General features: G+C 74.1%; 10 protein-coding genes. 4 read left to right on the top strand and 6 right to left on the bottom strand.

The window, feature by feature from the left end; genetic code table 11:
* Positions 1–3: 3 nt before the first annotated feature.
* Positions 4–1,107, bottom strand: coding sequence for a hypothetical protein (locus ACUP6Y_RS23200; protein WP_462553350.1), 1,104 nt, complete (start codon positions 1,105–1,107; stop codon positions 4–6).
* A 324-nt stretch (positions 1,108–1,431) separates the two neighbouring features.
* On the opposite strand from ACUP6Y_RS23200, the gene ACUP6Y_RS23195 reads away from it, so the two are divergent.
* The gene (locus ACUP6Y_RS23195; protein ID WP_462553348.1) at positions 1,432–2,148 is read left to right on the top strand and encodes a hypothetical protein; all 717 of its coding nucleotides are present in this window, start codon (positions 1,432–1,434) and stop codon (positions 2,146–2,148) included.
* Here ACUP6Y_RS23195 and ACUP6Y_RS23190 read toward each other — a convergent pair.
* The 3 genes from ACUP6Y_RS23190 to ACUP6Y_RS23180 all read right to left on the bottom strand — a co-directional run bounded on the left by ACUP6Y_RS23190 (position 2,138) and on the right by ACUP6Y_RS23180 (position 7,107).
* The gene (locus ACUP6Y_RS23190; protein WP_462553347.1) at positions 2,138–2,734 is read right to left on the bottom strand and encodes a TIGR03086 family metal-binding protein; all 597 of its coding nucleotides are present in this window, start codon (positions 2,732–2,734) and stop codon (positions 2,138–2,140) included. The two genes, ACUP6Y_RS23195 and ACUP6Y_RS23190, sit on opposite strands and share 11 nt — an antisense overlap.
* Before the next feature lie 4 nt (positions 2,735–2,738).
* On the bottom strand, positions 2,739–3,737 hold the full coding sequence (locus tag ACUP6Y_RS23185) for a sigma-70 family RNA polymerase sigma factor (RefSeq protein WP_462553346.1): 999 nt from the start codon (positions 3,735–3,737) through the stop codon (positions 2,739–2,741).
* 91 nt (positions 3,738–3,828) lie between these two features.
* The gene (locus ACUP6Y_RS23180; RefSeq protein ID WP_462553344.1) at positions 3,829–7,107 is read right to left on the bottom strand and encodes an InlB B-repeat-containing protein; all 3,279 of its coding nucleotides are present in this window, start codon (positions 7,105–7,107) and stop codon (positions 3,829–3,831) included.
* 121 nt (positions 7,108–7,228) lie between these two features.
* On the opposite strand from ACUP6Y_RS23180, the gene ACUP6Y_RS23175 reads away from it, so the two are divergent.
* Positions 7,229–7,876, top strand: a complete 648-nt coding sequence (locus ACUP6Y_RS23175; protein WP_462553343.1) for a TetR/AcrR family transcriptional regulator — start codon at positions 7,229–7,231, stop codon at positions 7,874–7,876.
* Here ACUP6Y_RS23175 and ACUP6Y_RS23170 read toward each other — a convergent pair.
* Positions 7,857–9,443 (bottom strand): glycerol-3-phosphate dehydrogenase/oxidase, encoded by a 1,587-nt coding sequence (locus tag ACUP6Y_RS23170; protein ID WP_462553342.1) that lies wholly within the window; start codon positions 9,441–9,443, stop codon positions 7,857–7,859. The genes ACUP6Y_RS23175 and ACUP6Y_RS23170 overlap by 20 nt on opposite strands.
* Positions 9,440–10,066: a TetR/AcrR family transcriptional regulator gene (locus ACUP6Y_RS23165; RefSeq protein WP_462553341.1), complete on the bottom strand. Its 627-nt coding sequence runs from the start codon at positions 10,064–10,066 to the stop codon at positions 9,440–9,442. Before ACUP6Y_RS23165 ends, ACUP6Y_RS23170 begins: the two co-directional genes overlap by 4 nt.
* Before the next feature lie 17 nt (positions 10,067–10,083).
* Between ACUP6Y_RS23165 and ACUP6Y_RS23160 the strand changes: the two genes are divergently transcribed.
* Complete coding sequence (locus tag ACUP6Y_RS23160) at positions 10,084–11,676, top strand: FAD-binding oxidoreductase (RefSeq protein WP_462553340.1); 1,593 nt, start codon at positions 10,084–10,086, stop codon at positions 11,674–11,676.
* The gene (locus ACUP6Y_RS23155; protein WP_462553339.1) at positions 11,673–12,608 is read left to right on the top strand and encodes a diacylglycerol/lipid kinase family protein; all 936 of its coding nucleotides are present in this window, start codon (positions 11,673–11,675) and stop codon (positions 12,606–12,608) included. Before ACUP6Y_RS23160 ends, ACUP6Y_RS23155 begins: the two co-directional genes overlap by 4 nt.
* Positions 12,609–12,710: the final 102 nt, after the last annotated feature.

Genomic DNA, 12,710 nt, shown 5'->3' with positions numbered 1-12,710 from the left:
CGATCAGCTCGCCGCGATCCGGTCCCGGACCCGGCGGCCCAGGCGGACCAGCCGGCCGCGAGTTCCGGACTGCCGTGCCGGCGCGGGCGGCGCGGCGCGGAGCGCGGGCAGCCGCTGCAGGCCCGTGGCCACCCCGATGCCCACATAGGCCGCGAGGTCGGCGTCCACCGCGACCGGAACGGCCGTCGTATCGGCGCCCGTCAGCGGGACCTCGGTCAGCTGGTCGAGGTCGCCGCGGACGTCCACGCCGAGCCCGCGGATGCCCGCCACGATCTCCTTGGCGATCTCGTTGGCGCGCGCGACCGCCCAGTCGGGGGTGGTCAGCCGAGGCTCGTCCGCCGGCGGGACTCGCCGCTTCAGATGGTTGCCGATGTCGATCAGCATCCGGGCATGTGACTCCGGAGGGAGTCCCTCTGAGCGGTACTGCACGTTGAACCTGCGGATCACCTCGGCCTCGGCCGCGGTGAGGGAGCGGTTCTCGAGGGGCTCCTTGGCCGTCAGGGTGCCGTCGGTCAGGCCCAGGATCTCCTCGAAGGCCCGTGGCAGGAACTCTCGGTCCGTGGGATCGAGGACGACCACGATCACCTTGTCGTGCCCGACGCGCTCCGCCCAGCGTCTCACGAGCTCGTCGTGGCGATGACGTCGCCAGAACTGGCGCGGAGCCGGCCGCGGGTGGTCGGCGGCGAACAGCGACCGCAGCCACTCGTCGTACTCGCGTCGCCCGCCGCTCTGCAGCCCCTGCTGGTACTGCGAGGACAGGATCCGCGCCAGCGGGCGCAGGGTGACGACCACCCAGAGGTCGTCCCTGCCGATGCGGTCGAGGATCTCGTCGATCTGCTCGTCGGTGGCATCGGAGAGGAACTCGCTGCTGAACAGCCGGCGCCGGTCGCTGGCGCCGAGGAGGTCGGAGACGACGCGCTCCCAGCGCTCCTCGGCCGCGCGCGCGTCCGACCCGACGACCAGCCGACCGGTGGCCCAGCGTGCGGCGGAGGCGTCGTGGCGCCCGTGGGACAGGTAGCGGACGCCTTGGTCGTCGAGCTCGGTGCGGGCTTGGTGCAGAGCGCTCTGCAAGGCGGTGGTGCCGGTCTTGTGCGGGCCCAGGTGCATGATGCGCGCACCTGCCGGAACGGGGCCTGTCGTCGTCACACGGACCAGACTATCGAGGCCAGGGCGCCCTGGAGGGGTGACGTTCGGCCCGCTCCTCAGCTGATCCTGCTGGTCAGCTCGACCGTCGAGCTGCTCGGCATGAGTGCGATCGCGGTGCTGTCCTCCGCCGACCTCACCCAGCTGTGGCATCTCGCGGCGGTGGCGGTGCTGGGCGCGCGAAGCCGGGCCTCGCGCCCGGCGTGGCCGGGTTACCTGCGGGCGCCCCCGGGTAGGAGGACGCGGGCCGGCAGCTGCCACCAGGAACATCGAGGGACAGGACCCATCATGCGCACCACACTGACATCGCTCGCCGCGAGCGCGTTGCTGATCATCGGACTGGGAGCCCTCGCCGCGCCCGCCGCATCGGCGGCGACCGGCTGGAAGACGGTCACGTCCTGGGCCGGCGGGCTGACCCGGGTCTGCGCCACGGCCCACGGCGACGGCACGTCCACGGTCAGTGCCTGGTGGGACGGGCGCGGCTACCCGAGCGCCGCGGGCGAGTACCGCGAGTCGGGCGCCGGCGGTCTCGCCCACGTCGCCGACGACTTCAGCCTGTCCGGGTGGACCTACTCGTTCGGCGCCAAGGGCACGGTCGGGCCGACGGTCTCGATCCAGCGCCCGACCAAGGGCTGGGTCTACGTGCTCTCCGGGTCGCAGGTCGGCATCACCGTCGAGGCGATCGTGCCGGTGAGGTCGCTGGCCACCTGCCCCGGTGGGCGGGCCGTGGCGTCCGCGCCGGCCGCCGTACCGTCGGCGGGGAGCGACGTCACCGCGCCGCGGGCCGCGAAGTGCGTCTCCAAGAAGGAGTTCCGCCGGATCGGCAAGAAGATGCGCCCGGGCGCGGTCAAGCGGACCGTGGGCGCGCGCGGAGCGCTCGTCACCCAGGCGGAGTTCAGCGTGGTACGGCGCTACCCGCGCTGCGGAGGTGGCTCGGTCGTGGTCAACTTCAAGCGCGCGGGCGCCGGCAAGGCGCTCAAGGTGGACTCCCGGTTCAAGGGCTGACGCGACGGCGCGGTCCCGCGGGGCCGCGCCCGAGCAGCGCGAGCACGTGGACGCCGGCTGGCGCGTCGACGTCGACGGGCAGCGGTGACGCGAACCGGTCGTCGCCCGCCAGTGCGATCTGCAGCGCGGAGGGGAGCAGCGCGACGGCGAGCGGCTCGGGGAGCGGCCGGGGGTGTCCGGTCGCCTGGCGCACGTCCCAGCCGTGGACGGCGATCTCGAGGGCCGCGATCCGGGCGATCGCGTCGACGGGCAGCGGGTGACCGCCGACGTCGACGGTCGGGCGCTCGGCGTCCAGCCAGGCGGTGAGCAGAGCGCAGGCCTTGAGCTGGAGGGCTCGGACCCGCGCCTCGAGAGGCGTCGGGGCGGCGCTGCTCAGCCCGACCGTGCCGTCGGCGGCCTCGGCGAACGCGTCGAGGGCGTCCTCCATGTGGGCCAGCAGGTCGGCGAGGGTCCACTCGGTGCAGGGCGTGGGGCGGTCGACGTCGGCGCAGGCGACCGTGCCGAGCGCGTCGCGGGTGTAGTCGAGCGCGCGCTGCAGCAGGTCCAGGCCGGCGACCATCCCGTCGGGGGCGGCGGCGGCACTCACGGGGTCAGGCCGGGACGTAGTCGGCGGGCAGCCGCTCGGGGAGTCCGAACCGCGCGAACAGCCGGGCGTCGAAGAACGCCGTCACGTGCTCGACGCGCAGGTCGTCGCCCGCACCGGTCAGCTGCAGCACCTGCAGGTGGAACGGCTCGAAATGACCGTCCGGCTGGCGCATGTAGAGACCGAACGCCGGCTGTCCGTTGGCGAGCGTCTCGACCATCGGCATGTCGTTGGTGCCGCCTGGGCACTTGGTGTCGATGAGCCGGCCGATCGCCTCGGTCCCGCGGTAGTGGTTGAGGAAGGGCGGCATGTCCCAGGTGGCGTCGTACTTGAGGAGCTGGACGATCTGGTCGATGTCCTTGCGCCAGAACGCCTGCAGGTAGGCGTCGAGCAGGGTGCGCTGCGCCTGGTCGAGGTCGGGCTCGACGGTGTCGGGCGACAGGCCGCGCTCGGCCAGCTGGGCGTGGGCCCGCTGCAGGGCGGAGTTCACGGCCGCGGTCGTGGTGTCGAGGGCGGCCGCGGTCTCCGCGGCCGACCAGCGCAGCACGTCGCGCAGGATGAGCACCGCGCGCTGGCGGGCCGGCAGGTGCTGCAGCGCGGCCACGAACGCCAGCCGGATCGTGTCGCGCTCGGCGACCTCGACCGCCGCGTCCGGGATCGGCTCGAGCCACGGCACCTCGTGGTCTTCGAGCAGCTCGTCCGAGGGCGCCGAGTCCGCCGTACCGAGGCCCGTGGGCAGCGGGCGGCGCGGCTTGGCCTCGAGGTTGGTGAGGCACACGTTGGTGGCGATCTTGTAGAGCCAGGTCCGCACCGACGACCGCCCCTGGAAGCTCGCCGACGCCTTCCACGCCCGCAAGAAGGTCTCCTGCACCAGGTCCTCGGCCTCGTGGACCGACCCGCTCATCCGGTAGCAGTGCGCCATCAGCTCGCGCTGGTAGCGCCCCGTCAGGGTGTCGAAGTCGGCGAGCTCGTCACTCGCCGTCGCTGCCGTCTCGGTCTCGGTCACCGTGATTCCCATCGCTGCTCCCGTGGTCTCGCCAGTCTGCCTGATCGGTGTGACCGGCGGCGACCGAGAAACTCATCGGTGCTCGACGAGGTCAGTCGCAGACGGTGGCTCCGCCCGGGCAGCGCTCGACGACCCGGAACGTCCGGGTCCGCGTCCGGCCGTCCAGCCGGCCGGTGGCCGTGACCGGGTAGGTCCCCCACACGGTGCCGACGTCGAAGGTGAGCCGGTACCGGCCGCGGGCGTCGGCGCGGGCGCCGGCCGGCGAGATCCGGTGCCCCCGGTAGGTCACCGTGACCCGTTCGCGCGGACGCAGGTTGCGTACGACGACGGTCTGGGCGTCGGAGGCGCGCACGGCCTCGGTCAGCGAGAGGCGCAGCATCGTGGTCCGCACCACGGTGAGCCGCCGGGTGCCGAGCCGGTCCGGCAGCGAGCCGACGACCTGGACCACCCGCTTGCCGGCCTTGACCCCGCCCGGGATGCGCACCGTCCGCCGCAGGCGCCCGGCCGCGTCTGCCTGTCCGGTGGCGACCAGCCTCCTCCCGATCCGGACGGTGTACGCCTCCCCGGGAGCCAGCCCGGCCGCCTTGACCCGGACCTTGCCGGGCGCGAGGGCGGTGCGCCTCGTCGTGACCGCCAGGCCGGTCGCCGGGAGGGCGACGTCGAGGCTGACCTGGGCGGTCGTCGTACCGGATCCGTTGGTGGCGGAGAGGACGTAGGTCGTCACGCCGGTGCCGGTGGGCGTCACGGTGAGGGTGCCGTCGAGGTCGCGCCCACCGCTCCAGGCGCCGCCGGCCTGCACGGTGATCGCGTCGCCGGTGGTCCAGGCCAAGGTGGCCGACTCACCCAGCCGCAGCGTCGCGGTCGAGGCGGTCAGGGTCAGGTCGGGGGCGAGGTTGGTGACCACCCGCTCCTGCGCCGCGGCGGTGTCGCTCGCACTCACATAGCCGTCGCGGAGCGCGCTCACCTCGACGCTGACGACGGCGCCCTTCTCGGCCATGGTGAGGGTGTACGTCGGCGCGGTGGCGCCATCGATCGGCTCGCCGTCGGCGTACCACTGCCAGGTGAGGGAGTCCTGCTCCGGAGTGGTCGTGCCGCCGGTCGCGGTGAGCTCCTCGCCGACCTTCAGGACGCCCGAGATCGTCGCCTGCGGGCCGGTCGCGAAGGTGGCCCGCGCGACCTGCGCCGAGGCGGGGGAGGCGGCGTGGGTGGGGTCGTAGTCGGTTCGGGAGGCCTCGGCGGTCACGGTGATCCGCCGGTCCAGGTCGGCGGGTCGCACCCGGTACGTCGAGCCGGTGCCGACGGTGTCTCCGTCGGCCCGCCAGACGTAGTCGAGGGTCGCGTCGGCGGGGACGGCCGTGCTCGGGACCACGCTGAGCACCTCGTCGACCACGGCGTCGCCGGCGATGGCGGGTGGCGTGAGGGCGATGATCCCGCCGGTGATCTTGTCGGTCGCCGGGCTGGTGGTCACCACCGGGTCGTACCCGGTCCGGTCGCGGGTCTCGCGGTAGCTGATCGTGGCGGACACGTCGGCGTTCGTGAGGGTGTACGCCGCGTCCCCGGCCCCGTCGATCGCCTCGCCGTCGCGCAGCCACTGTCCGGTCACCGCGGTGGCGGCCGGCGTGGTGGTGACGGTGCTGGTCGCGGTCAGCACCTGCCCGACCTTCGGCGCACCATCGATGCTCACGGCGCCGGTCGCGCTCATCCGGCCCGCCGCCACGGGGGTCGAGGGCGCCGAGGTCCGCGCCTCGTCGGGGTAGTCGTCCCTGCTGGCCGTCACGGTCACCGTGATCTGTCTGCCGAGGTCGCTCGGCTCCAGTGCGTAGGCGGGGTTGGTGCTGACGGGGGTCGTTCCCGAGTGCCACAGGTAGCTGAGGGTGGCGTCGGTGGGCACGACCGAGGCCACGGAGGCCTCGAGTCGCTGGCCGACCCGGAGGGTGCCGAGGATGGTCGGCTGCGCCAGGGCGATCGTGTTCGGCGTCCACTGCGCGTGGACGGTGCGTGAGCCGGTGATCGTCGTCGAGGTGGTGAACGCGGGGGAGTCGGCGTCGGCACCGGTCGTCCAGCCCGCGAACGTGTGCCCGGTGCGGGTCGGCGCCGGGAGCCGGCGGTAGCCCGCGGCGAGGCTGGTCGCGAACACGATGACGTCGTCGACGGCGTTGCCGCCGGCGGGATCGAAGTGGATCGTGTAGTTGTGGTCGGTGACCGGGGGATCGATCCGATCGGCCGCCAGTGCGATCACGCCGTTGTTGGCGATCTGACCGGTGCTCGCGGGCTGCGGGCTGGCCGGATAGAAGGTGATGATCTCGCCGCCGCCGGCGGGGTCGGCGGCGTTGCCGAGGATCCGCCCGGTCCCGCCGACGGTGATCTCGGGGCCGCTCGGGTTCGAGTCGGGGACTCGCAGGTAGCTGCCGCTCGGGAGGTGCAGCGTGCCGTCCACGAACAGCGAGCCGAAGCTGGTGCCGCGGTAGGTGTGGCCGATCGCGTTGTAGCCGCCCTGCGCGGTGACGGTCGCGTCCTCGCCGATGTAGACGTCGGCACCGTTGGCACGGTTGGCGAAGTCGGTGTCGTTGCCGGCACCGATGGCGGCGGCCTGATCGCCGGCGTACGCCTCGACGGTGCCGGCCATGATCGTCACCGTGCCGCCGCCGGCGCTCTGACCGCCGCCGATGCCGGCGCCCCACGAGCCGCCCTGCGCGACGACGTGCCCGCCGTTGACGGTGACGGTGGCGGAGCCGAAGCGCCCGCCGCCGATGCCGGCGCCGCTGGTCTCGTTGCCGTCGCCGCCGTCGCCGCGGGCCTCGACCTCGCCGCCGTTGATGGTGACGCTGCCGGAGTCGCCGCGCTCGCCGCCGCCGATGCCGGCCGCCACGTTGCCGACCGCGAGGACGTCGCCGCCGTTGATCACCACGGTGCCGCCCGCCTCCCGGTCGCCGCCGCCGATGCCGGCGCCGTACCTGGCTCCGCGCGCGGTGATGGTGCCGCTCTCGACGACGAGCGTGGCTCCCGTCGTGTTGATGCCCGCGACCCCGTCGGTCGTCGACGTCGCGGTGAGGGCCCCGGGACCTCGGACGGTCAGGGTCTTCCCGGCGGCGATGTCGATGCTGTTGGAGGTGATCGAGTAGCCGTGCAGGTTGAGGGTCGCGTTGCACGCCACGCTCAGCGTCGTCGCCGGATCGGACACGTTGGCGCTCAGGCCCACGAAGGTGCCGTCGGTGCAGGTGGCGAGCGCGGTCGCGACGAAGTCGAGCTCGCCCGCGGCATGGGCCGGCGCGGCGAGGGTGACGGCACTCCCCACGAGTGCCGTCACGGCGACGGCGGTGGACGCGATGGACCGGGCGCGCGGCGTGTGGCCACGACGTGGTGTCGACACGGGTCTCTCCCTCGAGTGGTGCTGATGAGCGGCCCGGCCGCGCCAGGGAGCGGGGGCGGTCGGCATCCTATAGTGCCATCGTACTATAAGTGCATTCATTGTACTCGCGTAGGCTGGTCGCATGGCTGGCCAGCGCAACGCCGCGACTGCCCCCGAGCCGGACCGGCAGGCGCGGCGCAAGGCCGAGACGCGACGGCGGATCCTCGCCGCCGCCGACCGGCTGTTCGAGGAGAAGGGGTACGCCGAGACCTCGATCGACGACATCGCGGCGTCGGCGGACGTCGCGGTCCGCACGATCTACCTGCACTTCGGCTCGAAGGCCGCGATCATGCTCGCCTACTTCGACGCGTGGCTCGATGCCTTCGTCGAGGGCATCCTGCGCCGCCCGCTCGACGAGCCGGTCGCCGACACGGTGGTCGCCGCACTGGCGGAGATGGCGGCGGACGGCTGGACGGACCGGGTCGAGAGCGGCACCCGCGTCCACCCCCTCGTCGAACACCTCGGCAGCGGCTCGCCCGACATCGCGGGCCACGTGATGCAGCGCTGGATGGCGACCCTGTCCCGGCTCACCGACGACGCCCTGGACCGGGGGGAGAGCGGCGCGAGCCTGCTCGACGCGCACGCCCGGGCGATCACGGTGTTCTCCGCCTGGGTCGCCGCACTGTCCGCGGCGCGGGAGAAGGAGCGCGGCCGGGAGCTCCCGGCCGGCGCCACCGGCAACAGCGTCGGCCTGGAGATCCTGCGCCGGATCACCAGCGGCGAGCTCTGAGCTCCGCCAGCACCCGCTCGGCAGCCGGTACGGCGAGCGCCCGGTCGGCGGGTATCAGCCCGATCCGGGTCCGGCGGTCGAGCAGGTCGGCGACGTCGGCGGCCCCTTCGTGGGTGACGCCGAAGAACAGCTCGGCCCACACCGTCGAGATGTCGTCGGCGATCGGCGCGAGCAGGTCGGACTCCGGCCAGCCACTCGTCTCGAGGGCGGCGGCGAGGGCGAGTCCCGCGTCGGCGCCGTACCGGCGGACCAGGCGGGCCGTGCCGGGGTGGCCGGCCGTGGCGGCGCGCTCGGCGAGCGCCTCGCGCGGCGCGGCGCCGGCGAGCGGGAGCGTCGCGGTGACGCAGGGGCCCGCGGTGAGATCGGCGTGGGCGACGGCGGCGTCCACGGCGTCCTCCGCCATCCGACGGTAGGTGGTGAGCTTGCCGCCGACGATGGTGACGATGCCGGTGGGCGAGGTGAGCACGGCGTGCCTGCGGGACAGGTCGGCCGTGGAGCCCCCTCCTGTGCTCTCCGTGCCGCCGTCGAGCAGCGGGCGCAGGCCGGCGAAGGCGCCGACCACGTCCTCGCGACGCAGCGGGCGGGCGAAGGAGGCGCCGACGACGTCGAGCAGGAAGCCGATCTCGACCTCGGTCGGCTCGGCCACGTCGGGGACCGGTCCGTCGACCGGCTCGTCGGTCAGGCCGACGTAGAGCTGGCCGTCGGGCTGGGGCAAGACGAGCACGAAGCGGTTGGTCTCGCCGGGGATCGGGGCGAACACCGCGACGTCGAGACCGGGCAGGGTGTCGGCGCGCAGCACCAGGTGGGTGCCGCGCGACGGGCGCAGCCGGACGTCGTCGACCAGGTCGCCGGCCCACACGCCGGCGGCGTTGATCACGGTGCGGGCGGTGACGGTGACCTGGTCGCCGGTGAGCTCGTCGCGGAGCGTGACCTCGCGTCCGGTGGCGGCGAGGACCCGGGCGTGGGTGCGGACGTGCGCGCCGTGGTCGGCCGCCGTCCGCGCGATGGTCGTGACCAGGCGGGCGTCGTCCTCGAGCTGACCGTCCCAGCCGAGGTAGGCGCCGCGCAGGCCGTCGAAGCGCAGCGGCGGTGCGAGGCGACGGGTCTCGGCGGCGCTGAGCCGGCGCGGCCGGGGCAGCGTGTCGGCACTGGTCCCGGCGACCCGCCGGAGCAGGTCGCCGCCGACGAAGCCGGCCCCCGCGAGGGCGCCCATCGGGCGGCTGACGCCGGCCGACAGGGGGATGATCGACGGCAGCGGCCGGGTCAGGTGGGGCGCGGTGGTCTCCATCAGGATGCCGCGCTCGACGGCGCTCTCGTGGGCGATGCCGACCTGGCCGGAGGCGAGGTAGCGCAGGCCGCCGTGGACCAGCTTCGAGGAGAAGCGCGACGTGCCGAACGCGAGGTCGTGGGCGTCGACGGCGAGCACGGACAGCCCGCGCGAGACCGCGTCGAGCGCGACGCCGGTGCCGGTGACGCCGAGGCCGATCACGACGACGTCGACGTCGGTGGGCACGTCGGTCAGGCCGGGGGTGATCCGGGTGGGGGAGCCGGTGGGGGAGACGGTCATGGCGCGAGACTCCGGGAGACGAGGGCGTGCAGCTCGTCGTCGAGCGCGGACTGGTCGACGACGTCGTCGACCATCGTGTGCGCGGAGAGGACGAAGCCGTGGGCGGCGAGGACCAGGCCCCGCGCGACCGCCCGCGGGTCGCCGTCGGCGATCGTCCGGGCCTCCTGGCCGGCCGCGATCGCGGTGGCGAGGACCTGGAGGATCAGCTCCTGCGAGCGGCCACGGCGGGCCAGCAGGTAGGGGAGGATCAGCTCGGGGTCGAGCTCGACGATCCGGGTGAACAGCTCGTTCTCGCGCAGCGCGCCGACGGTCGCGACCATCGCGTCGGCGATCGCGTCGGGGGTGGGGGTCGCGGTCACATCGACGCCGGTCGCGACGAGCGTCCCCCACTCGCGGGTCATCAGGTCGCCGAGCAGTGCCGGCATGTCCGACCAGGCGCGGTAGATCGTCATCCGCGAGACCCCCGCCCGGCGGGCGACCTCGGTGAGGGTCGTCCGCCGCCAGCCGACGTCGAGGATGCACTCGCGCGCGGCGTCGAGGTAGGCGTCGTGGGTGCCGGAGTCTCGTGACGGTCGCTGCGCGACCTCCTCGACCTCCGAGTGGTTGTGACGATGTGACGTCATGTGTCACACTGTAACACATGACGACCGAGCGTCCCTCCGTTCTCCAGCCCGAGATGCCCGCGACGCGCTGGGGCGACCCGGACCACGCCACGGGCCTGCCGGACGGTGTCCGCGACCTCGTCGGCCTGGTCTTCCCGATCCGGGACACCCCGGCCCGCGCCGAGGCCGCCGTCCCGGCCTCCCGCCTCGACGACACCCAGATCGCAGGCCTGCGGGCGATCGTCGGCCACGACCATGTCGTGCTCGACGACGATCTCCGCCGCCGGCGTACCCGAGGCAAGTCCACCCCCGACCTGCTCCGCCAGCGCGCCGGCGACCTCGGCGACGCTCCCGACGCCGTCGTCCGCCCGGCCGGCCACGACGAGGTCGTCGCGGTGCTCGCCTACGCCGCCGAGCAGCGGATCGCCGTGGTCCCCTTCGGTGGCGGCACGGCGGTCACCGGCGGCCTGGTCGCCGACCCGGCCGGCCTGAGTGGCGTGCTCTCCCTCGACCTCGGCCGGATGCGCGGCCTGCTCGCGCTCGACCCGGTCTCCTCGACCGCCACCCTCGAGCCCGGCCTGCGCGGCCCCGAGGCCGAGGCGCTGCTCGCCGAGCACGGGATGATGCTGGGCCACTTCCCGCAGTCCTTCGAGTACGCCACGATCGGCGGCTTCGCCGCGACCCGCTCCAGCGGCCAGTCCAGCGCCGGATACGGGCGCTTCGACGCCATGGTCGTCGGCCTCCGCGTCGCCACGCCCGCCGGCGAGGTCCGCCTCGGCAGTGCTCCGGCGAACGCGTCCGGTCCCGACCTGCGCGAGCTCTTCCTCGGCTCGGAGGGCGCCCTCGGCGTCATCACCGAGGTGACCGTCCGGGTCCGGCCGCTACCCGAGGTCAAGCAGTACGAGGGCTGGCGCTGGGCGAGCTTCGGCGCCGGCGCCGACGCCATGCGCGCACTGGCTCAGGCCGACCTGCTGCCGACGGTCATCCGGCTCTCCGACGAGACCGAGACCGCGATCAACCTCGCCGACCCGTCAGGTATCGGTGGAGAGGGCAACGCGGGTTGCCTGATGATCGTCGGCCACGAGGGCACCCCCGCCGCCGTCGCCGCCAAGCGGGCCGCCGTCACCGAGGCGCTGACCGCGCTCGGCGGCACCGCGCTCGGCGAGGAGCCCGGCCGGTCCTGGTCGCAGGGGCGGTTCGCCGCGCCGTACCTGCGTGACAGCCTGCTCGACGTCGGGGTCCTGGTCGAGACCCTGGAGACCGCGACCTTCTGGAGCAACCGCGAGAACCTCTACGCCCGCGTGAAGGCCGCGCTGGAGGCCGAGCTCGGCGAGGGCACCCTGGTGCTCTGCCACATCTCGCACGTGTACGCGACCGGCTGCTCGCTCTACTTCACCGTCGCGGCCCGTGGCGGTGACGACCCGCTCGAGCGCTGGCTGCCCGCGAAGGCCGCCGCCTGTGAGGCGATCGTCGCTGCCGGTGCCGCGATCACCCACCACCACGCGGTCGGCACCGACCACAAGCCGTACCTCACCGCGGAGATCGGCGAGGTCGGCGTCGAGGTGCTGCGTGCCGTCAAGCGGACCGTCGACCCCACCGGGATCCTCAACCCCGGGGTGCTGATCCCGTGACCCGAGCGTTCGCCTTCCTGGTGAACCCGGCCTCCGGCGGGGGTGCGGCGCCGAAGGTCGTCGTCCCGCTGGCCCGGGCGCTGCGCGAGGCGGGCGCCGAGGTCGAGGTCACCTACACCGCCTCGGCCGCCGAGAGCCCCGCGCTGGTCGGCGCGGCCGTCGCCCGCGGTGCCGTGGTGGTGTCCGTCGGCGGTGACGGGATGCTCTCCTCGGTCGCCGGCTCGGTCGCCGACGCCGGCGGCGTGCTGGCCGTCGTCCCGGCCGGACGGGGCAATGACTTCGCCCGGATGCTCGAGATCCCCACCGAGACCGCCGCCCAGGCGCGACTGCTGCTCGCCGCCGATCCCCGGCCGATCGACCTGCTCCGCGCCACCCGGTCCGACGGGACGTCGTACGTCGTCGCGGGGTCGGTCTACGCCGGCGTCGACGCCCGCGCGGCCGAGATCGTGGACCGCTCGCGTTGGCTGCCCGCCAGGCTGCAGTACCCGTACGCCGCCATCCGCGCCCTCGCCACCTACCGCCCCGTCGAGTGCGTGGTCGACGTCGACGGGGCGCGCCGCGACTACCGCGCCGCCACCGTCGTCGTCGCCAACTCGCGCTACTACGGCAAGGGCATGGCGATCGCCCCCGCCGCCTCGGTCGACGACGGCCTGCTCGACGTCATCGTGATCGAGGCCGCCTCCCATCTCGACCTGATCCGCTCCCTCCCCAAGGTGTACGACGGCAGCCACGTCGACCTCGCCGAGGTGAGCGTGCTGACCGGCCGCCGGGTCGGCCTCTCCGGGCGGCACCGGGGCGGGGCCGTCGTACCGGTGGGCGCGGACGGCGAGGCCCTCGGCCCCCTTCCCACCGACCCCACCACGTCGCTGGTCGTCGAACTGCTGCCCAGGGCGGTCCGGATCATCGCCGACCCGGCGCGAACGAACTCCTGAGGCACGCCGACCCGGCGCAAAGTGACACATCTGCGTGTCATTTCGCGCCGGGTCGGCGGGTCGGGCGTGTCAGTTTGCGCCGGGTCGGCCTCGATCAGGAGC

This window comes from Nocardioides sp. S5-5 (assembly GCF_054954065.1).
The sequence above is the reverse complement of the archived record's forward strand: the minus strand, read 5'-3'. Positions and strand labels throughout refer to the sequence as shown.